Origin of the sequence: Streptococcus oralis (genome assembly GCF_022749195.1) — a bacterium.
Classification (GTDB): domain Bacteria; phylum Bacillota; class Bacilli; order Lactobacillales; family Streptococcaceae; genus Streptococcus; species Streptococcus oralis_CI.
Genome location: NZ_CP094226.1, coordinates 1119060 through 1141181, shown reverse-complemented (window position 1 = coordinate 1141181; position 22122 = coordinate 1119060). Strand labels below are relative to the sequence as shown.

The 22122-nt window shown below is 40.4% G+C and carries 21 protein-coding genes and 1 other annotated feature; of the genes, 20 read left to right on the top strand and 1 reads right to left on the bottom strand.

The features are described 5' to 3' along the window. Positions 1-26: 26 nt before the first annotated feature. Positions 27-1139, bottom strand: coding sequence for an alanine dehydrogenase (ald, locus tag MP387_RS05580; protein ID WP_242745655.1), 1113 nt, complete (start codon positions 1137-1139; stop codon positions 27-29). A gap of 175 nt (positions 1140-1314) precedes the next feature. Here ald and MP387_RS05575 point away from each other — a divergent pair, with 175 nt between their 5' ends. From MP387_RS05575 to MP387_RS05480, 20 genes are all read left to right on the top strand, one after another. After that, on the top strand, positions 1315-1884 hold the full coding sequence (locus MP387_RS05575) for a GNAT family N-acetyltransferase (RefSeq protein ID WP_242745654.1): 570 nt from the start codon (positions 1315-1317) through the stop codon (positions 1882-1884). 66 nt (positions 1885-1950) lie between these two features. After that, on the top strand, positions 1951-2601 hold the full coding sequence (locus MP387_RS05570) for a helix-hairpin-helix domain-containing protein (protein WP_242745652.1): 651 nt from the start codon (positions 1951-1953) through the stop codon (positions 2599-2601). Further along, positions 2585-4825, top strand: a complete 2241-nt coding sequence (locus tag MP387_RS05565; protein ID WP_242745650.1) for a DNA internalization-related competence protein ComEC/Rec2 — start codon at positions 2585-2587, stop codon at positions 4823-4825. The genes MP387_RS05570 and MP387_RS05565 overlap by 17 nt, the downstream gene beginning before the upstream one ends. A 72-nt stretch (positions 4826-4897) precedes the next feature. Beyond that, positions 4898-5029 (top strand) — a sequence feature (ribosomal protein L20 leader region). Between the two features lie 15 nt (positions 5030-5044). Next, positions 5045-5575 carry a translation initiation factor IF-3 gene (gene infC / locus MP387_RS05560; protein WP_007521573.1) on the top strand — a complete coding sequence of 177 codons (531 nt, stop codon included), beginning with the start codon at positions 5045-5047 and terminating at the stop codon, positions 5573-5575. A 32-nt stretch (positions 5576-5607) separates the two neighbouring features. Further along, positions 5608-5808: a 50S ribosomal protein L35 gene (gene rpmI, locus MP387_RS05555; RefSeq protein ID WP_001125942.1), complete on the top strand. Its 201-nt coding sequence runs from the start codon at positions 5608-5610 to the stop codon at positions 5806-5808. Between the two features lie 51 nt (positions 5809-5859). After that, a complete protein-coding gene (rplT, locus tag MP387_RS05550) occupies positions 5860-6219 on the top strand; it encodes a 50S ribosomal protein L20 (RefSeq protein ID WP_000124830.1) in 360 nt (119 codons plus the stop codon). Between the two features lie 175 nt (positions 6220-6394). Then, positions 6395-8059, top strand: coding sequence for a molecular chaperone HscC (locus MP387_RS05545; protein ID WP_242745648.1), 1665 nt, complete (start codon positions 6395-6397; stop codon positions 8057-8059). A 13-nt stretch (positions 8060-8072) separates the two neighbouring features. Continuing rightward, positions 8073-11078 (top strand): J domain-containing protein, encoded by a 3006-nt coding sequence (locus MP387_RS05540; RefSeq protein WP_242745646.1) that lies wholly within the window; start codon positions 8073-8075, stop codon positions 11076-11078. A 97-nt stretch (positions 11079-11175) separates the two neighbouring features. Further along, positions 11176-11556, top strand: a complete 381-nt coding sequence (gloA, locus tag MP387_RS05535; RefSeq protein WP_000157150.1) for a lactoylglutathione lyase — start codon at positions 11176-11178, stop codon at positions 11554-11556. 246 nt (positions 11557-11802) lie between these two features. Beyond that, entirely contained in the window at positions 11803-12603 is an 801-nt protein-coding gene (locus MP387_RS05530; protein ID WP_242745645.1) for a dihydroorotate dehydrogenase electron transfer subunit, read from the top strand. Next, a complete protein-coding gene (locus MP387_RS05525) occupies positions 12566-13552 on the top strand; it encodes a dihydroorotate dehydrogenase (protein WP_242745643.1) in 987 nt (328 codons plus the stop codon). Before MP387_RS05530 ends, MP387_RS05525 begins: the two co-directional genes overlap by 38 nt. A 110-nt stretch (positions 13553-13662) precedes the next feature. Beyond that, positions 13663-15915: a glucosaminidase domain-containing protein gene (locus MP387_RS05520; protein WP_242745641.1), complete on the top strand. Its 2253-nt coding sequence runs from the start codon at positions 13663-13665 to the stop codon at positions 15913-15915. A gap of 167 nt (positions 15916-16082) precedes the next feature. Continuing rightward, on the top strand, positions 16083-17126 hold the full coding sequence (locus MP387_RS05515; RefSeq protein WP_242745639.1) for a DNA/RNA non-specific endonuclease: 1044 nt from the start codon (positions 16083-16085) through the stop codon (positions 17124-17126). A 101-nt stretch (positions 17127-17227) separates the two neighbouring features. Then, a complete protein-coding gene (locus MP387_RS05510; protein ID WP_242748048.1) occupies positions 17228-18154 on the top strand; it encodes an aldo/keto reductase in 927 nt (308 codons plus the stop codon). Between the two features lie 96 nt (positions 18155-18250). Next, the gene (locus tag MP387_RS05505; RefSeq protein ID WP_000141913.1) at positions 18251-18487 is read left to right on the top strand and encodes a DUF2829 domain-containing protein; all 237 of its coding nucleotides are present in this window, start codon (positions 18251-18253) and stop codon (positions 18485-18487) included. Further along, a complete protein-coding gene (locus MP387_RS05500) occupies positions 18480-19178 on the top strand; it encodes a 3-oxoacyl-ACP reductase (protein WP_242745637.1) in 699 nt (232 codons plus the stop codon). Before MP387_RS05505 ends, MP387_RS05500 begins: the two co-directional genes overlap by 8 nt. A 52-nt stretch (positions 19179-19230) precedes the next feature. Beyond that, entirely contained in the window at positions 19231-19569 is a 339-nt protein-coding gene (locus tag MP387_RS05495; RefSeq protein ID WP_242745635.1) for a DUF7716 domain-containing protein, read from the top strand. A 485-nt stretch (positions 19570-20054) separates the two neighbouring features. Further along, on the top strand, positions 20055-20864 hold the full coding sequence (locus MP387_RS05490; RefSeq protein ID WP_242745633.1) for a pentapeptide repeat-containing protein: 810 nt from the start codon (positions 20055-20057) through the stop codon (positions 20862-20864). A 72-nt stretch (positions 20865-20936) separates the two neighbouring features. After that, a complete protein-coding gene (locus tag MP387_RS05485; protein WP_242745631.1) occupies positions 20937-21497 on the top strand; it encodes an immunity protein in 561 nt (186 codons plus the stop codon). Between the two features lie 2 nt (positions 21498-21499). Continuing rightward, positions 21500-22036, top strand: coding sequence for an Imm26 family immunity protein (locus tag MP387_RS05480; RefSeq protein WP_223354846.1), 537 nt, complete (start codon positions 21500-21502; stop codon positions 22034-22036). Positions 22037-22122 lie beyond the last annotated feature (86 nt).

The following is a 22122-nucleotide window of genomic DNA, read 5'->3' as shown; positions in this document are numbered from 1 at the left end:
TAGCTTGAAAGAATGGTCAACCAATTTTAAATCAATTCATTGATAGAAGTGAAATCTCTACCCAGGCCTTGGGCAACTGGGAGGCTGGTCAAGTAACCTTGATAAGTGGTCACACCTTGACGCAAGCCCTCATCTTCAGAGATTGCATGTGCAAAACCTTTGTCAGCCAATGCTTCGATATAAGGATGAGTGACATTGGTTAGGGCGATTGTTGAAGTACGAGCAACCGCACCAGGGATATTGGCAACGGCATAGTGGAGAACACCGTGTTTTTCATAGACTGGTTCATCGTGCGTTGTCACACGGTCAGCTGTTTCAATAACACCACCTTGGTCAACGGCAACGTCAACGATGACAGAGCCTGGACGCATCTGTTTGACCATCTCATCTGTCACCAATTTCGGTGCTTTGGCACCAGGGATGAGAACTGCACCAATCACCACATCAGCATCTCTCACACTTGCTTCGATGTTGAATGAATTAGACATAAGAGTTTGAATTTGATTTCCAAAGACTTCTTCTAGAGCTGAGAGACGCTTAGCGCTGATATCTAAAATAGTTACTTGAGCTCCAAGACCAAGGGCAATGCGGGCAGCATGTGTACCGACGACACCACCACCGATGATGGTTACTTTTCCTTTTGGAACACCTGGTACACCACCAAGTAAAACACCAGAGCCACCAGCTTGCTTAGTAAGGAAGTGAGCTCCGATTTGAACAGCCATACGACCTGCAACCTCACTCATAGGAACGAGGAGCGGTAGTTGTCCTTGATTGTCACGAACAGTTTCATAGGCAATTCCTGTTGTTTTGGCTGCTAACATAGCATCTGCTAATTCTGGTGCAGCGGCCATGTGCAAGTAGGTGAAGAGGAGAAGATCGTCGCGCAAATAACCGTATTCAGAAGCTAGTGGTTCTTTTACTTTCACGACTAACTCGGCATCCCATGCTTCTGCAGCAGTAGCGACAATCTCAGCTCCTTGCTTTTGATAGTCCGCATCAGTAAATCCTGAACCGAGACCAGCATTTGTTTCGATGAGGACACGATGTCCACGGCTGACTAAACTATGGACGCCAGCAGGAGTTAGGGCAACGCGGTTTTCGTTATTTTTAATTTCTTTTGGGATTCCGATTAACATAGAGATAACCTACCTTTCAATTGTTGGATTGTTTTAGTTGTCACATTCCATTCCATAAATCAAAAATGTGATGGTTTTATTGTATATGAAACCGCTTCAAAAATCAAGAAAAACTTGTCATTCAAATTTTTTTATGCTATTCTAGTGAGAATCAAGCTCTAATGGAGGGAAAAGTATGGAATCAATATTTGTTAAATTTTCCAAGTATCCAACTATAGAAACGAAGCGTTTATTGCTCCGACCTGTAACCTTGGATGATGCAGAAGCTATGTTTGAGTATGCTTCAGACAGTGAAAATACACGCTACACTTTTCCAACAAATCAAAGCTTAGAAGAAACTAAGAACAACATTGCTCAGTTTTACTTGGCCAGTCCCTTGGGACGGTGGGGAATCGAACTAAAAAGCAATGGTCAGTTTATTGGTACCATTGACTTGCACAAGATCGATACTGTTCTTAAGAAGGCAGCCATTGGCTACATTATCAATAAAAAGTATTGGAATCAAGGATTGACGACAGAAGCCAATCGTGCCGTGATTGAGCTGGCTTTTGAGAAGATTGGAATGAACAAGTTGACAGCTCTTCACGATAAAGATAATCCCGCATCTGGAAGAGTCATGGAGAAATCAGGTATGCGCTTTTCTCACGAAGAACCCTATGCCAGAATGGATAATAAAGAACAAGGTCGAATGATCACAAGGGTTCATTATGTCTTGACTAAGGAAGACTATTTTGCAAATAAATAAGCAGTTGAAAAGAAATTTTCAACTGTTTTTTCTTTCACTTACGAATAATTTAAGAGAGGAGAAAATATGAAAGCAATTATCGAGAAAATCAAAGAGTATAAAATCCTTGTCATTTGTGCTGGTTTAGGTTTGGCCTTGGGCGGATTTTTCCTACTAAAGCCAACTTCACAAACATCTGTAAAAGAATCAAATTTGCAGGCTGAAGTCGCAGCTGTTTCAAAGGATTCATCGTCTGAAAAAGAAGTGAAGAAGGAAGAAAAGGACGAGTCTCCTGAACAAGATTTGATTACGGTAGATGTCAAAGGTGCTGTTAAATCGCCAGGGATTTATGATTTACCAGTAGGGAGTCGTGTTCATGATGCCGTTCAGAAGGCGGGTGGATTGACAGAGGAAGCAGATAGTAAGTCGCTCAATCTAGCACAGAAAGTCAGTGACGAGGCTCTTGTCTATGTTCCAACTAAGGGAGAAGAAGCAGTGAGTCAGCAGACTGCCTCTGGAACGACTTCTTCGACAAGTAAAGATAAGAAGGTCAACCTAAATAAAGCTAGTCTGGAAGAACTCAAGCAGGTCAAAGGCTTGGGAGGAAAACGAGCCCAGGATATTATCGATCATCGTGAGGCAAATGGCAAGTTCAAGTCGGTTGATGAATTAAAGAAGGTCTCTGGTATTGGCGCTAAGACCATAGAAAAGCTAAAAGACTATGTTACAGTGGATTAAGAATTTCCCTATTCCTCTAATCTATCTGAGCTTTCTGTTGCTCTGGCTTTACTATGCCATTTTTGGAGCGTCCTATCTCGCACTGCTAGGTTTTGTTTTTTTGCTCGTCTGTCTCTTTTTTCAATTTTCTTGGAAATCTGCTGGAAAAGTTCTAGCGATTTGTGGAGTTTTTGGATTTTGGTTTCTGTTTCAAACTTGGCAACAGACACAAGCTAGTCAAAACCTAGTGGATTCTGTTGAAAGGGTACGGATTTTACCAGATACCATCAAAGTCAATGGAGACAGTCTGTCCTTTCGGGGCAAGGCTGAGGGCCGCACCTTCCAAGTTTACTATAAACTCCAGTCCGAGGAGGAGAAAGAGCAATTTCAAACCTTGACAGACCTTCATGAGATAGAACTAGAAGGAAAACTTTCCGAGCCAGAAGGCCAGAGAAATTTTGGTGGCTTTGACTACCAAGCCTATCTGAAAACTCAGGGGATTTACCAAACTTTGACTATCAAGAGTATCCAGTCAATGAAAAAGATTAGCAGTTGGGATATAGGAGAAAATCTGTCCAGTTTACGTCGAAAGGCTGTCGTTTGGATCAAGATGCACTTTCCAGATTCTATGCGCAATTATATGACAGGTCTTCTTTTAGGACATTTGGACACGGACTTTGAGGAGATGAATGAGCTTTATTCCAGTCTTGGAATTATCCATCTCTTTGCCTTGTCGGGTATGCAAGTGGGCTTCTTTATGGATGCCTTTAAGAAACTCCTCTTACGATTGGGCTTGACCCAAGAAAAGTTGAAGTGGCTGACCTATCCCTTTTCCCTTATCTATGCAGGTCTGACAGGATTTTCAGCTTCGGTCATTCGCAGTCTCTTGCAAAAGTTACTATCCCAACATGGTGTTAAAGGTTTGGATAATTTTGCCTTGACGATCCTTGTCCTTTTTATCATTATGCCCAACTTTTTCCTAACTGCAGGAGGAGTCTTGTCCTGCGCTTATGCTTTTATCTTGACCATGACTAGCAAAGAAGGCGATGGGCTCAAGGCTGTTGCCAGAGAAAGTTTGGTCATTTCTTTGGGAATATTGCCCATTCTATCCTTCTATTTTGCAGAATTTCAGCCTTGGTCTATTCTTTTGACCTTTGTTTTTTCCTTTCTGTTTGATGTGGTATTCTTACCGCTTTTGTCCATCTTATTCATTCTGTCTTTTATTTACCCAGTCACTCAGTTTAACTTTGTCTTTGAGTGGTTAGAGGGCGTCATTCGCTTGGTATCGCAGCTGGCAAGTAGGCCCCTGGTCCTTGGTCAACCCACCACATGGCTGTTGATTCTCCTCTTAGTTTCATTAGCCTTGGTCTATGATATGAGGAAAAACATTAAAAGACTAGCAGTATTCAGTCTCTTTATTGTGGGGCTCTTTATCTTGACCAAGCATCCACTGGAAAATGAAATCACCATGCTGGATGTGGGGCAAGGAGAAAGTATTTTCCTACGGGATGTGACTGGGAAAACTATTCTCATAGATGTAGGTGGTAAGGCAGAATCTGATAAGAAAATCGAGGCTTGGCAAGAAAAGTCGACGACCAGCAATGCCCAGAGAACCTTGATTCCCTATCTTAAAAGTCGAGGAGTAGACAAGATTGACCAGCTGATTTTGACAAATACAGATAAGGAGCATGTTGGTGATTTACTGGAGGTGACCAAGGCTTTCCATGTCGGGGAGATTTTAGTATCAAAAGGAAGTCTGACACAGAAGGAATTTGTAGCGGGACTAGAAGCAAGTCAAAACAAGGTACGTAGTGTGACAGCTGGGGAGTATTTCCCGATTTTTGGCAGTTACTTAGAACTTCTATCTCCAAGGCAGATTGGAGATGGGGACCGTGATGATTCTCTGGTTCTTTATGGAAAACTTTTGGATAAGCACTTTCTCTTCACAGGAAATTTGAAAGAGAAGGGAGAGAAGGATCTTCTAAAGCAATACCCTGACTTAGAGGTGGATGTCCTGAAAGCAGGCCAACATGGTGCTAAAACATCATCCAATTCAGCTTTCCTAGAACAGCTCAAACCTGAGTTCACTCTCATTTCAGTTGGAAAGAGCAATCGAGCAAAACTCCCTCATCAGGAAACCTTGACACAACTGGAAAATATCAAGAGTAAGATTTACAGAACTGACCAGCAAGGGGCTATCCGCTTTAAAGGATGGAATAGTTGGAGAATTGAAACGGTTCGATAAAATAGACAAACTTTTCGAAAAATTGACTTTTTATCTTGACAAGGGATAGAAAACTTGGTATCATATAAAAGTTGAGAAAAGCAGAAGTGAGAGCTTCTCGCCTTGTGACATCAAGTTGCCTGGCCCTACGGATGAAAAGTTTCTAAGAAACGCTATCATAACGTGCGGGCTTGTATCATTACGAGTCCGCTCTTGTTTTTCTCTAATAATAAAAAAGAGGTGAAAACCATAGCAAAGCAAGACTTATTCATCAATGATGAAATTCGTGTACGTGAAGTTCGCTTGATCGGTCTTGAGGGAGAACAGCTAGGCATTAAGCCACTCAGCGAAGCGCAAGCATTGGCTGATAGTGCAAATGTTGACTTAGTATTGATTCAACCCCAAGCAAAACCGCCTGTTGCTAAAATTATGGACTACGGTAAGTTCAAATTTGAGTACCAGAAAAAGCAAAAAGAACAACGCAAAAAACAAAGCGTTGTGACCGTGAAAGAAGTTCGTTTGAGCCCAGTTATCGATAAGGGTGATTTCGAAACGAAACTTCGCAATGCACGCAAGTTCCTTGAAAAAGGAAATAAAGTTAAGGTATCCATTCGCTTTAAAGGGCGTATGATCACCCATAAAGAGATTGGTGCAAAAGTTTTAGCCGAGTTTGCTGAAGCAACACAAGATATTGCGATCATCGAACAACGAGCTAAGATGGATGGACGCCAAATGTTCATGCAGTTGGCGCCAGCAACTGACAAAAAATAATTGTCAGAAAGTTAAATAAAGGAGAAAAAATCATGCCAAAACAAAAAACACACCGCGCATCAGCTAAACGTTTCAAACGTACAGGTTCTGGTGGACTTAAACGTTTCCGTGCTTACACTTCTCACCGTTTCCACGGAAAAACTAAGAAACAACGTCGTCATCTTCGTAAAGCATCTATGGTGCATTCAGGAGATTTCAAACGTATCAAAGCAATGCTTACTCGCTTGAAATAATAGCCTAACAGTAAGTAAACAATTCTAGGAAATATTTGGAGGAAATAAAACATGGCACGTGTTAAAGGTGGCGTTGTATCACGCAAACGTCGTAAACGTATTCTTAAATTAGCAAAAGGTTACTATGGAGCTAAACACATCTTGTTCCGTACTGCAAAAGAACAAGTAATGAACTCTTACTACTATGCATACCGTGACCGTCGTCAGAAAAAACGTGACTTCCGTAAATTGTGGATCACTCGTATCAATGCGGCAGCTCGTTTGAACGGACTTTCATACTCACAATTGATGCATGGTTTGAAATTGGCTGAAATCGAAGTTAACCGTAAAATGCTTGCTGACTTAGCTGTTAACGATGCAGCAGCTTTCACAGCTCTTGCAGATGCAGCGAAAGCAAAACTTGGTAAATAATGACAAACTGTTTCATTCTTACTCTCGTGGTTTTTACCGCAAGAGTAGGGTGAAACTTTTTTATTTTCCTTAAACGATTTTCTATTTTAAAGAGTAAATGACAGATTTTTTCAAAGAAAATAGGATATTTCCTGTATAATAGGAATATCTAAAAAAGATTTGGAGTTAGAAGAAGATGATAGTAGGTATTGATTTAGGAACGACTAATTCTTTAGTAGGGGTATACCAAGATGGCCAGGTCAAGTTGATTCCCAATGCTTTTGGTGAGTATTTGACTCCTTCTGTTGTGGCTTTAGATGACAATGATGAGATTATTGTTGGAAAAATTGCCAAGGAACGCTTGGTGACTTACCCAGATAAGACGGTTTCACAGTTCAAGCGTTTTATGGGGACCAAGCATGAGTTGACACTAGGAAATCGAGCATATAAGGCTGAAGAATTGAGCTCTTTTATCATTCGAAAGTTGGTAGACGATGCAGAGACTTATCTTGGAGAAAAGGTTGAGGAAGTGATTGTCAGTGTTCCAGCCTATTTCAACGATGCTCAACGCTATGCGACCAAACTAGCAGGGAAATTTGCAGGAGTTCAGATTGATCGGATTATCAATGAACCTTCCGCAGCTGCACTTGCTAAAAGATCCATGGCAAATCAAGAAGATCAATCTTTTATTGTAGTCGATTTTGGTGGTGGCACTCTGGATATTTCAGTTGTAGAGCTATTTGATAACATCGTCGAAATCGTCTCGATCGCAGGGGACAATCGCTTGGGGGGAGAAGACTTCACTGCGGCTATTGCAGAGGAATTTTTAGCCTCCAATCAATTAACTAAAGATACTATTTCCCGTGAATTTTATAGTAAAATTTTGGTACAGGCTGAAAAGACAAAGCTGGAACTGAATGATAAAGAAGAAGTGAAGATGACAGTGATGGACCAAGATCAGGAATACTCTTTAGACTTGAGCTACCAGCGCTTTTATGAGCTTTGTCAACCGCTGCTCGCTCGTGTTAAAGCTGTTTTGGACCGTGCCTTGATGGATGCACGCTATAGCTATGTGTCATCTGATAATTTTGTTCTTGTTGGTGGGACTTCGAAACTCCGCTTGGTTCAGGACTTTTTATCCTACTGCATCAATCAAATGGTTCAGGTATCTGATGATCCCGATCGGATGATAGCGAGAGGTTGTGCTCTCCTAGCAGGAATCAAAGAACGTCAGGGTGAGATACGAGATTTGTTGCTGTCTGATATTTGTCCTTTTACTCTGGGGATTGAGATAGTTGGAGACCGTTTTTCGCCGATTATTGAGCGAAATTCTACCCTCCCTGCCTCACGTATTGAGCAGTACTATACGGCTGAATTGGGACAGAGCCAAGTCAAGATAAAGGTCTATCAAGGTGAGATGATGAAGGCATCACAAAACCTGTTTCTAGGAGAATTAGAAGTTCCCGTCCCTGTGAATACTAGAGTAAATGAAAGTTTCACAGTTCGATTTACCTATGATTTAAATGGGATTTTGGATGTCGAAGTGAAAATTGATTCAACACAGGAAGTCTTTAGTCATGTTATTCTCCAAGATAGTGTTACTCTGACAGAAAAGGAAATCAAGGCTAAGCAAGCAGAGTTGACTCGCTATAAGATCAATGCTCAAGAAACAGAGGTTTATCGTTTCTTGATTGAAAAAGCGAATCGTGTGTACAGTATGCTCTTGGGGAGAAGAAGAGATGAGCTAATGGCTGAAACTAGACGATTTGAAGAAGAGGTCAGTCAAGCATCTGTTTATCATTTGCCAAAACTCTATCAATCATTTTCAAACTATTTAGACTTCTTAGAGCGAGGACTGTAAAAGAGGAGACCTTATGAATATATGGGAAACTTTAGGGATAGAGCCAACGACTGACGTCAAGCTTATTAGAAGGCGTTATGCTGAACTGGTTCGGCTCTATCACCCAGAAGACCAACCAGAAATTTACCAAGAAATTGTTGAAGCTTACCAAAAAGCCTTGACTTATGCGAGGTCTAGAAAAACGAGACCAGAAAATAGTCTAAGAAAAGCGAGTGACTCCCAAGAAGCTACTGAACTTGAAGAAGAGACGAATGGAAAGCCTAACTCTAGTCTCAACTTTGAAAACTTGACTGAAGAAACAAAGACTGAGAACGAAGAGTCTGAAAGATCTAGTCTTGATTTCAGTGATTATCAGCAATCAACTGATAAAACCAGCGATTCCTTTAACTTTGAAACCTATAAAGCAGAAGAGGATAAGCAAAAGTCCACCCTTGACTTTAGTGACTATGACGAGGAAGTTCAGCTAAATGGAGATTCTGAAGAAAGAGCTGCGAGTCCCCTCAACTTTGAAACGTTTAAAGCAGAAGAGGATGAGCCAAAGTCCACCCTTGACTTTAGTGACTATGACGAGGAAGTTCAGCTAAATGGAGATTCTGAAGAAAGAGCTGCGAGTCCCCTCAACTTTGAAACGTTTAAAGCAGAAGAGGATGAGCCAAAGTCCACCCTTGACTTTAGTGACTATGACGAGGAAGTTCAGCTAAATGGAGATTCTGAAGAAAGAGCTGCGAGTCCCCTCAACTTTGAAACGTTTGGTGATGAAGAGAACCGTGGGCAAGAAGGAACAACAAGGTCTACTCTTGACTTTAGCGGTTATAATGAAGGAACCTATCTAATCCGAAATGCGGTTGAAAGCATTGTTGGAAATGACGGTTATAACCAAGAGGAACAAGAGCATCTGTGGCGTCAGTTCTTTCATCAGTATCAATATGATATGGACATTGTTCAATCCGTTTTAGAGGAAATGGATGTTTATATTTTTAACAAACCAGAGCAATTCTCTATCCTCATTCCCTTGCTGGAAGATTATATACCTGACTTTAAGTACTGGGGCTATTACTATAAACTGAAGTATTGGAAGGTTAAAAGAGCTATAGCAGAAGAGGAAGGCAGTTCGCTTGAAAGCGCCCATGAAGCCACTGAAGAATTCTATTATTCTTATCAACTTTGCCAAGAAATTCTCCAGGATTCTAACAAAGCAAATCAATTGAGCTCTTGGATAGAGTTTTTCAAGCACCCCTATCTGAGCTTTATGGTCTTAGATCAAGTAAATCAAAATCGTCAGATAATCAAGAGCGTGCCCGTTTTAACCTATATTCTTGAAAAAAACCGACAAGTCATATTTGAAGAGGATTATCCACTCTTGAATGACTTGGCTGATTACTTAGACAAAGTAAAAGGGGAGCTGGGAGAAAACGTTGACTTTAGTCACTACTCTCTAGATAATCCAGATGAAGTTGAGGCAGCCTTCTATGAGTTGCTTCATGCTCACTATGAAGACGAGTACAAACTGTTACGTGATTGGCAATACCTTTTTGAATCAGTCAAAGATCACACGCACCTACTTGATTTGTTAGAAAAGGTGGACGTCTATCCTTTAACCAATGCGAAAGTGTTAGCCCTTGTTTTCCAATTTGTGGAGTGTTACAGTGATGAGGAATCAAATCCTTACCTGAAAAAACTCCATTTCTGGAAGAGTATCCATTCCTATCCTTCAGTGGTAGAGGAGTATGAACTAGACAAAAAGGAAAATTTTGATTACTGGTACAATGAAGGTTATCTTTATATAGATAAGCTCACTAAGTGCGATGAAGATATCAATGATTGGGAGAAGTGGAGAAGCTACTTTAAAGGAAGACCACGCATTCTAACGGTTTTGCTTCAACAGATCTATAAGGAGTACCATCGGTTTACAGACGGCGAGCTCTTGAGATATGTTTTAACTCCTTTTTCGACCTCTAAAATGGCTAGCCAAATGATGACGGAAGAGACAGACCAGAAACTAGAAGAGATGACAGCCTATGCCTATGAACTTAGTCATCCAAAGGCTAAGCACTCTTACTTGGATTGGAAAAAAAGACAGGTCTTTAAAAATAAGTTTCTACAGATATTCTTTAGCCTCTTTACGATTGTAAGTTTGCTACTCAGTATTATAGAGCGACCTGGTTATAATTCATGGGTCCATGCTGGTATGTTGTCTCTCTTTTACGTCTATATGCTAAAATTAAGGAAAACACCGATTGAGGAAGGAGTGACTGCTAGGGGGGAAAAACGAAAATTCTACTACAGCCCCCATCCATGGTTCCTACTAATCTTGTTATTAACCCTGGTCCTTCCATCCTTACCGTTTGGCCTCATCGGTGCCCTTATGTTCATTACATTTTTCTGTCTCATCGATGGCTTCCAAGTGAGTCAGGGGCTGAAGTGGGATTATTCTTTGGATAAGCTGATTCCTATCGGTATCTTTCTTTCTGCTGGTTTTCTTTCTGCTTTGGTAAATCGAAGCCAGACTATTTCAGGAGTTGCCATAGCTTACTTCCATATTTTTGCAATCCTTGTGATTTGCTTGTCTTTTACAAGATTTAGTCCTGGATTTCCACCATCTCTGAAGAAAATTTTCATACCAGCAATCTTGGGAATTCTACTCTTTCAAACGTTGCCATATATTCACAGCCGTTTAGACATCTTTGATCCAACTATTCTACGAAATGAGACTCTAGCCATAACGGTTATTCTCTTGTTAAATGGAATCGCCTTGTCTTATTTTACAAAGGATCAAGGCTTCATGATTGGTGTGAAGAAGGTCTTTATGATTTATGGCTTGCAGATCTTTATTTTCCTAAGAAGACTGTTCCGAATCCTATTTGCACCAAATTCAGTTTTCGGTAATAACTATCATTACAAAGACTTACTAATCATGAACAGCGAATTTACGTTCTACTTCCTCGAGGGACTTTTTGTCCTTATCATGCTTTTCCTTATTCGCAATATACGCAAGGAAAATCGTAAAAGTGCTGCTTAGAATGAAAGCGTAGAGAAGAGGACTCTAGTTCAAGTTTCTAGTAAATTTTCCTGAATAAAGGTATAATGGAACTATTAAAATGAAAGAGGTAATGAAAATGGCTTCAAAAATGCTACACACTTGCTTGCGAGTAGAAAACCTTGAAAAATCAATCGCTTTTTATCAAGATGCTTTTGGTTTTAAAGAATTGCGTCGCAGAGATTTTCCAGATCATGCTTTCACCATTGTCTATCTGGGACTTGAGGGGGATGACTACGAGTTGGAATTGACCTATAACTATGACCACGGTCCTTACGTGGTAGGAGATGGTTTTGCCCATATCGCCCTCAGTACACCTGATCTTGAGGCACTTCATCAAGAACATAGCGCGAAAGGCTATGAGGTTACAGCCCCTAATGGACTTCCAGGAACTCAACCAAACTATTACTTTGTCAAGGATCCTGATGGCTACAAGGTCGAAGTCATTCGTGAAAAATAATCCAGTGAAGTCAAGTAGAATGTTCGTTTTCTACTTGACTTTTTTTCTTTGAAAGAGTATACTAATACAAATTTAACCTTTAAGGGGAGTCCAGAGAGACTCACAAGGTGTCAGATAAAAGGGATAGGGGACTCTCTGTGGAGACTTTTTAAGTGTGCGCATGAGTTCTAGCCTAACCTAACTGAGGCCTTGCATTAGCAAGGTCTTTTCTTTATCTGGTCCCCTTAAATTTAAGGAGGAAAAGTCATGAATCCCACATGTAAGAAACGTTTGGGTGCTATTCGTTTGGAAACCATGAAGGTGGTCGCACAAGAGGAAATTGCGCCAGCAATCTTTGAATTAGTCCTAGAAGGAGAAATGGTTGAAGCCATGCGAGCAGGCCAATTTCTTCACTTGCGTGTGCCTGATGATGCCCATCTCTTGCGTCGTCCTATTTCAATTTCGTCTATTGACAAGGCAAATAAGCAGTGTCATCTCATTTATCGGATTGAGGGGGCTGGGACCGCAATTTTTTCAACCTTACGTCAGGGAGATACTCTTGATGTGATGGGACCTCAGGGAAATGGTTTTGACTTGTCTGATTTAGACAATCAGAGCCAAGTTCTCCTCGTTGGTGGTGGGATTGGTGTTCCCCCCTTGCTTGAAGTAGCCAAGGAATTGCATGCGCGTGGGGTGACAGTAGTGACAGTCCTTGGTTTTGCGACTAAGGATGCTGTTATTCTCGAAACCGAATTGGCCCAATATGGTCAGGTCTTTGTAACGACAGATGACGGTTCGTATGGCATCAAGGGAAATGTGTCAGTCGTCATCAATGACTTAGACAGTCAGTTTGATGCTGTTTACTCATGTGGAGCGCCTGGAATGATGAAGTATATCAATCAAAGATTTTATGATCATCCAAGAGCCTATCTATCTCTAGAATCTCGTATGGCTTGCGGGATGGGGGCCTGCTATGCCTGCGTTCTAAAAGTGCCAGATAGTGAGACTGTCAGTCAACGCGTCTGTGAAGATGGCCCTGTTTTCCGAACTGGAACAGTTGTATTATAAGGAGAAAGTCATGACTAACAAACGTTTACAAGTTTCTCTGCCGGGCTTGGACTTGAAAAATCCTATCATACCAGCATCAGGCTGTTTTGGTTTTGGCCAGGAATATGCCAAGTACTATGATTTGGACCTTTTAGGCTCCATTATGATCAAGGCGACGACACTTGAACCCCGTTTTGGTAATCCTACTCCAAGAGTTGCAGAGACGCCTGCTGGTATGCTCAATGCAATCGGCTTGCAAAATCCAGGTTTAGAAGCTGTTTTAGCTGAGAAATTGCCTTGGCTGGAAAGAGAGTATCCTACACTTCCCATCATCGCCAATGTAGCAGGCTTTTCAAAACAAGAGTATGCTGCCGTTTCTCGAGGAATTTCCAAGGCAGCTAATGTAAAAGCTATCGAGCTCAACATCTCTTGTCCGAATGTGGATCACGGCAATCATGGACTTTTGATTGGGCAAGATCCGGATCTAGCTTACGAAGTGGTAAAAGCAGCTGTGGAAGCCTCTGATGTGCCAGTTTATGTTAAGTTAACCCCTAGTGTAACGGATGTTGTCACCATCGCCAAAGCCACAGAAGATGCAGGAGCAAGTGGCTTAACCATGATCAATACTCTAGTCGGTATGCGCTTTGACCTCAAAAACAGAAAACCAATCCTAGCAAATGGAACAGGTGGGATGTCTGGTCCAGCAGTTTTTCCAGTAGCCCTCAAACTCATCCGCCAAGTCGCCCAAACAACCGACCTTCCCATCATTGGAATGGGGGGAGTGGCTTCTGCTGAAGCAACGCTAGAAATGTATCTGGCTGGTGCCTCTGCCATCGGAGTTGGAACAGCCAACTTTACCAATCCTTATGCCTGTCCTGACATCATCGAAAATCTGCCAAAAGTCATGGATAAATATGGCATTAGCAGTTTGGAAGATCTCCGTCAGGAAGTCAAAGCCAGTCTGAGATAAGCTAGGTCTTCCTTATCGTCAACAAGAAATAGAATCTTCATCAATTTGTAATATTTCCGTCGATTAACTATGTTACAATAGGGATTAGAAAACGTTATTGGAGCATTTAAATGAAACGATGGAAAGTGGCCCTAGTAAGTGCTGGCTTATTGGGGTGTTTTTTTACTGTAGTGGAAACAGCAAAAGCAGAAGAGGGGACTTGGCAAGGAAAGACCTACCTCAAAGCAGACGGGAAACCAGCAACCAACCAATGGATCTATGACCAAACGCAACAGGCCTGGTTTTATTTAACAGCTGATGGAAATCGTGCTGAGAACGGCTGGCTGACTGTTGGTGGTAAGGATTACTATTTTACCGAAGTTGGAAAATTAGCTACGAAAACGTGGGTTGGCCAGTACTATGTGACTGAAAGTGGTACTAAAGCCAAGGAACAGTGGGTATTTAATCAGGAACAAGAATCCTGGTATTATCTCAAGTCTGATGGTCAGAAAGCTCAAAACGAATGGATTCAACAAGGTCAGGAAAAATATTACCTTAAAGAAGACGGGAAAATGGCCAAAGATGAGTGGATTACTCAAGGGGAGAACCAGTACTACATCAATTCACAAGGTAAAATGCTGAAAAATGCTTGGCTTGGTAAGAATTATATATCAGAAAATGGTCATAAGGTTAAACAAGCCTGGATTTATGATGACAACTATAGCAGTTGGTTCTACATTCAACAAGATGGTACCTATGCTGAAAATGGCTGGTTAACCATAGATGGGAAGGACTACCATTTTAAATCAGGCGGCTATCTTTCTACCGAGCGTTGGATTGATCGCTTCTATGTTGCGAAGAGTGGAGCTAAATTGAAATCGGAATGGCTCTTTGATAAGAATTATGATGCTTGGTTTTACTTGAAAGCTGACGGAACCTATGCCGAAAAAAGCTGGGAAACGATTAAAGAAAAAGATTACCATTTCAAATCAGGTGGGTATCTTTCTACCGAGCGCTGGATTGATCGCTTCTATGTTGCTAAAAGTGGAGCTAAATTGAAATCGGAATGGCTCTTTGACAAGAATTATAACTCTTGGTTTTACTTGAAAGCTGACGGAACCTATGCTGAAAAAGGTTGGCAAACTATCAAAGGTAAGGATTACCATTTCAAATCAGGCGGCTACCTCTCTACGGAAACTTGGATTGACCGCAGTTATGTGACGAGCAGTGGAGCAAAAGCTGGCAAAGGGTGGCTCTTTGACAAGAATTATAACTCTTGGTTCTATATCAACTCTGATGGAAATTATGCCAATAAAGAATGGCTCTGGGATAATGGTTACTACTATCTCAAATCTGGTGGTTATATGGCTGCGAGTGAGTGGGTATGGTACAAGAACAATTGGTTCTACCTCAAGTCAAATGGAAAGATGGCTGAGAAAGAATTAATCTACGATTCATCCGACCAATCATGGTACTACCTTAAATCAGGCGGTTATATGGCAAAAAATGAAACTGTAGATGGTCATACCTTGGATGCTTCTGGTAGATGGCATGTTGCGGATAAAACCAAATATTACAAAGTTAAACCAATCACAGCCTATGTCTATAGTGCATCTGGAGAAATCTTGAGTTACATTAACCAAGGAAGCATTGTTTCACTGGATAGCTCGACGCGAAAAGGCGGCCGACTTGCAGTTTCGATTTCTGGCTTGTCTGGCTATATGAATCAAAGTGATTTGACAGCAGTAGATGAAGGTAGCGAGTTTATCCCTCATTATACTAGTGATGGGAAATTCCTCTACCATGAACTCTCTCCATACACGAGTATCAAAGTAGCTCCACACACATCTGCTATGGTTATTGGTAAGAAGTACTACTCAACTGACGGGGAGCATTTTGATGGCTTTACCATTAAAAATCTTTTCCTCTATAAAAACTTGAGAGAACCAAGTAATTATAGTGCAGCTGAGTTGGATAAACTGTATTCGATGATGAACTTGCAGGATAGTCCTCTCGCAGGTAAAGGAGCGACTTTCAAAGAAGCTGAGGAACGCTACGGTGTCAATGCCCTTTACTTGATGGCACATAGTGCCCTTGAAAGTGCTTGGGGTCGCAGTCAAATTGCCAGAGATAAGAATAACTTCTTTGGTATTGCTGCTTATGATACGAGCCCATATCTCTCAGCCAAGAGTTTTGATAATGTGGATAAAGGAATCCTTGGAGCGGCCAAGTGGATTCGTGAGAATTACATCGACTATGGCAGAGACCACCTTGGAAATAAAGCAACCGGAATGAATGTTCGCTATGCTTCTGATCCATACTGGGGTGAGAAAATAGCTAGCATCATGATGACCATCAATAGCAAACTTGGTTGGAAAGACTAATCAAAAGAAATCAACGATAACTACTGAAAAGTGGTTATCGTTTTTGTTTTAAACATTGGGGGAGAAATAGTATAATAACAGCCTCTTTATTCTTGAACAATTAACAAAATGATAGTAAAATGTAATAGGAGATATTAATCTAATTACTATATAAAAAGGAGACTTTTATGAAAAAGCTACTATCCTTCTCAATTGCCTTGCTTTCAATCACAACACTAGTTGCTTGTTCTGGACATAAGGCGGAATCAAAGGTCCCAGAAGAAAAAATTGAACAGAAGCAAATCAAGTTCGATGAAAAGTTGTTTAAAGAAGCTGGACTCTTACCTTTTAAAAATGAGAAACAACTAGAACTTGGGGAATTGGATTCTAAATCACGCGCAACGGGTGCTCATATTCAACTTAAGGACAGTGATGAACCAACAGAGAAGAGAGAGCCTAAGATAAGTTATAACCCAGTTGGTTGGCACAACTATAATTTTTATTATGGAGATGGCTCTAAAAAGGCTTGGTTGATGAATCGTGGTCATTTGATTGGGTACCAGTTTAGTGGATTAAACGATGAAAAGAGAAACTTGGTCCCTATGACGAACTGGCTCAATGCTGGAACTTACTATGGTACAGATAATACTAATCAAGAAAGCATGCTTTATTATGAAAATCGATTGGACTCTTGGTTGGCCAATCACCCCAACTACTATCTTGACTACAAGGTAACCCCAATCTATCAGAAAGATGAATTAATTCCGAGACAAATTGAATTGCAGTATGTGGGAATAGATGAAAATGGCAAACTCTTGGAAATCAAATTGGGTGGTAGTAAAGAAAAGATTGATCAGTATTCAGTAACGCATGTCGTTTTAGACAATGTTTCAGCTAATGCGGAAATCAATTACTTGGACGGTACGGCTAAAAATACAGTTGAAAACAAAGAAGAAAAAGCTAAAAAAGAAGCTGAAGAAAAGGCCAACAAGGAAGCTGAGGAAAAAGCCAAGAAAGAGGCAGAAGAAAAAGAAGCAGCTGAAAAGAAAGCAAAAGAAGAAGAACAGGAAAAAGCACATCAGGCCGCACAAGAAAAGGAAGAAAGCCAAGAATCAAACTCGCAATCATCTAATTCAGGTGGCTACTTTAGAGATAAAAACGGAAGATGGCACAGACCAAATGGTAAATTTGCTTCCAAGAAAGAAATCAGAGAAGCAGGATTACAGTGGTAGGAAGAATTTAGTAGATATACAGTCAAAAAGCCGTTGGAAAACGGTTTTTTGTTATAATTAAATGAAGAATGAAGAATGAAGAATTAAAGGAGAAAAATTTGATGAGATACATAACTCTTGGTCAAGATGACAAAGAATTATCAGAAATTGTTCTCGGAATGATGAGAATAAAAGATAAGTCTGTAAAAGAAGTTGAAGAGCTTGTAGAAACAGCACTTTCTGTTGGAATCAATGCTTTTGACTTGGCTGATATTTATGGTCGTGGTCGTTGTGAAGAACTGTTAGGTATTGTCCTAAAAAATCGTCCAGATTTAAGAGAAAAGATGTGGATTCAGTCCAAATGTGGCATTCGCATTGAAGAATTTACCTATTTTGATTTTTCTAAGGACTATATTATAAAATCAGTCGACGGAATTTTGCAAAGATTGAAGATTGATCATCTAGATAGCTTGCTTCTTCATCGACCAGATGCTTTGATGGAATCTGACCAAGTAGCAGAAGCCTTTGATCTTCTTTATAAACAAGGTAAGGTCCGAGATTTTGGAGTTTCTAATCAAAATCCTATGATGATGGAGTTGCTTAAAAAAGATGTCAAGCAGCCGTTAGCTGTTAATCAGCTACAATTGAGTGCGGCTTTTACTCCAGGATTCGAATCAGGTTTTCATGTTAATATGGAAGATAGTCAAGCAACTATGCGAGATGGCAGCGTTTTTGAATATTGCAAATTACACGATGTGGTCATTCAAGCATGGTCTGTCTTACAATTCGGTTATTTTAAAGGGAACTTTGTTGGTAATGAGAAATTTCAAGCTTTGAATCAAGTACTTGATCGTCTAGCTTTTAAATATGGAGTAACCCCTTCAACTATTGCCATTTCTTGGATATTGCGTTATCCAGCAAAAATGCAGGCAGTCGTAGGTACAACAAATCCTAAGCATTTGAGAGAAGTTAGCCAAGCGGCAAACTTTAGCTTAACAAGAAAAGAATGGTATGAAATTTATCTTGTAGCAGGGAATAATTTGCCGTAAGTAGAAGCAGATTTAAATAAAGCACAGTCAAAAAGCCGTTGGAAAACGGTTTTTTGTTATAATTAAACTAAGAATTTAGAATTAAAGGAGAACATCATGACTTTTGAAGAAATCCTGCCTGGGTTAAAGGCCAAGAAAAAATATGTACGCACTGGTTGGGGAGGGGCTGAAAACTATGTCCAACTCTTTGACACTATCGAGCAAAACGGGGTTGCACTTGAAGTGACGCCTTATTTCCTCATCAACGTGTCTGGGGAGGGGGAAGGTTTTTCCATGTGGAGCCCGACACCTTGTGATGTTTTGGCGACGGATTGGGTAGAAGTGCATGACTAGACGTGTATTGATTACGGGAGTGAGCTCAGGTATCGGACTTGCTCAAGCTCGACTCTTTTTAGAGAAGGGTTATCAAGTTTATGGAGTTGACCAGGGCAAAAATCCACTCTTAGAGGGTGATTTTCATTTTTTACAGAGAGATTTGACCTTGGACTTGGAGCCAATTTTTGACTGGTGTCCTTATGTGGATGTTTTGTGTAATACTACAGGAGTTTTGGATGATTACAAACCACTGTTGGATCAAACAGCGCAGGAAATTCAAGAGATTTTTGAAATCAACTATGTGACTCCTGTTGAGTTGACTCGCTATTATTTGACGCAAATGCTGGAAAATAAAAAAGGAATCATTATCAATATGTGTTCGATTGCCTCAAGTCTAGCTGGCGGAGGTGGTCATGCCTATACTTCCTCTAAGCATGCCTTGGCAGGATTTACCAAGCAGTTGGCCCTAGACTATGCTGAAGCTGGGATTCAGGTCTATGGGATTGCTCCAGGGGCAGTTAAGACAGCTATGACCGCTGCCGACTTTGAACCAGGTGGCTTAGCTGACTGGGTGGCTAGTGAAACGCCAATCAAGCGCTGGATTGAGCCAGAGGAAGTAGCAGAAATCAGCCTTTTCTTAGCAAGTGGAAAGGCATCTGCCATGCAGGGACAAATTTTGACAATAGATGGTGGTTGGAGTTTGAAGTAATATAGTTGATACTTAGTGAATATGTGGAGGTGAACTATGAAAAGGAGAAATGATGCGTAAATATATAGAACTTTCACTTGAGCAGATTATCGAGCAGGTGCGTGTGGACAAGTTATCATCAGATGATTTTTGCCTCTATGCCAAGGAGGATGGAGAACTGAGACTTAATAACCTATATTGGGTATCAGATTATCCAGATGTCGTGGAAGACCGTGATGTCTACCCGACAGAAGTGGCGGAACAAAACCTCCAGCTAGTCTACTATGGAGAGCAGTTGATTGATGTTCTCATCGTAGCGCTCGAAGAAAAGCCAGATGCAAGTCACCAAGACTTGGTTGATGCTTTGAATTATTATAATCAGCACGATAATTTTATACCCTTTAATGATTAGCTAGGTTAATTAGATAAAAGGTATCTGATGACTGATAGCATTAGGAGAGAAAATGATGAGAGGATATAAATTTGATATCCATAACGAGATGTTTGTATCGATTCCAGAGGAAAGAGAAAAGGTCTGCCTTGTTTTAAGTGATTCTTTATAGGTTATCAATGAGGAGTTGACTTCGTCTTACAGAGCAAAACTAGATAATCTCCTGGATCAATCATCAGTATGGTATCCAAAAGCTTTGGCAAAAATTCAGGAGGAATTTACAGAATTAGCAAGTGCAAGACTCCTTTCCATTTTTATCTTGTCTGAACAAAGGGATATAGATTTAATTTTCGGCTTGGAATTTGGACTGAAAGAGGACTCGGAGCATGGTAGAGGTATTAAATTCTCCCTCAATTCTCTTGAAATATTAGAATATGTTTTAGGAGAAGTCGCTTACTACTAGGTGTGGTCGGTTATAAGAGAAGTATGAGAAGATGGAGCAGGAGATGGTTGAGAAAGATGGGATTATCATAAAGGATGGGCAGATCATCCTAAACAGTGGTGAGAAGCTATCGATTGAAAATCTAAAAGAGGAAGCAAGAAGGATTCGTTTTATTCGGAATCAGCACTTTAAGGATACAAGCATCAGAATACTAGAGAGTTCACGAGTCGTGTTTGAAAACTGTATCTTTGAGAATGTCTTCTTTGAAAACTGTGATTTGAGGGAAATCAGCTTCAAAGATCATACAGTTATTCGAAACTGTACTTTCAAACGATGCAATTTAAATGGAACTTTATTTTATGACAGTCACATTATATCGTCTACCTTTCTTTCTTGTCAGATGGAGCGTCCTCTTTTGGAGAATGTCAGTGAGATGAGGGATTGTCTCTTTAAAAAGTGTAGGATGCACGATATTTTCTTTCCCCTACCAGAATTTCAGTCTAATAAAATCATTGGAAAACTGTCTGAATGTACCTTTGGGTCGAAAACAAAGAAAGTAGAAAAGTTGTATGCAGATCTATCAGAGGCTCAACTCAGTTTTGTCGAGTTTACAAGGTGTGATTTAACGGAGATCATTTGTCCTGCGGATCCAGATATTCTCTATATAAAAAATCTGAGTGAACGGTCAAAGAAGGCTCAGGAAAAAATAGCAGCGATCCAAGATGATAGAAAAAGGCGAGCTCTTTCTATCCATACAGAGAGCTGGATGAATGAAAAGTATGTGGATTACTTGATGAGTCGCAAAGATTACAAATGGGCCTGGGATGATTATTTTGAGGATGTGTCTAGGTGTTTGGGACTTGAATGGAAGTAACTAGCTCTTGTTTGAAAAATGACTGAGATAGTTGCAAATAGGTAAGCAAGAAAAGGGAGATCGGATAGAGAAATGACAGTCAATATCAATGAATTAGTGAAGGAGCACGGTTTTTGTGTGGTGTCTACAGAGGAGAAATCATTTCGTCTGGATGAGGTCCGTTTCAACCTTTTGTCTTATTTAGAGGATTATCCAAAAATGGGATTCTCTTTTGTCAAAGTAGCTAACGAACTAGTCGAACTCAGGAGAAAGCAAGAGGTCTATAGGCTTTTTGGCCAGTGTTTTTTAGGATTTTTTGTGATTGGAGAAGAGGAGCAAATCTTTTTACTTTGCAATTCTGAAGGAAGGGAAGTTTTTCAAGAAGATAGAGTTTTTGTCAATTCTTCCTTGCAAGCTTTTATTTCCTCTTATTCGCTCTTTCTATCAAGCATCTTTCTTTTGAAAGCAAAGTTTTATGAGATTGAGCAAGATGAAGTCGAAGAAATTGCAGCAAACTTGAAGAGTCAAGTACTTGCCCTAGATAAGCACCTTGAACAACAATTGCCCTTTTGGGAGCATATGGCTTATTTGATAGAAGACGATGGAATTGTTCTAAGAGATGATCTCTTTCATATCTTAAATAAAGAGCAGTAGGAATGGAATTAATTATGGAGAAAAAATTGCCCCAGTTAAAGATTCGTGAGTGGAATGAAAAGCCAAGAACAAAACTTCGATTTATTAAAATTGGTGATATTTTTTGCTATCAATTTTCGGAGGAAATGTTTGTATTTGGTCAAATCCTTGGAAAAGTGAATGTTGGTCATGTCATCCAATTTTTCGATATCTTTCAAGCAAGTCCTACTATAACAGTTGAGGAGCTAAGTCGTGCTCAATTTATAGGTAAGCCCATCATTGTAGACTCCTACACCTTGTTTGATCGAAGTCCAGTATGGTCTTGGCAGATAATTGGTCACCAAGCGGATTTTGATCCAAGCCCTTTTAAGGATTTAGCCTTTAAGTGGGGAGATCCAAATGGTCTTCACTTTGGGAAGGTCTGGCTAGATGGTAGGCGGGAATCTAAGATTTTTTCTAGGGAAGAAGTTGAGGACCTAGACTGGGAAGCCTGTGTTGGAAGTATAGTTTATAACAGAATCTTGGAAGAAGAACTGGCAAGCAGAAATAAAGGAGTTTGATATGGACTATGTAGAGGAGTTAAGCTCAGGACGTACGCCCTTGGTAAAAAAAGCAGCGAAAAAAATTTTAAAAGGCAGACTAATAG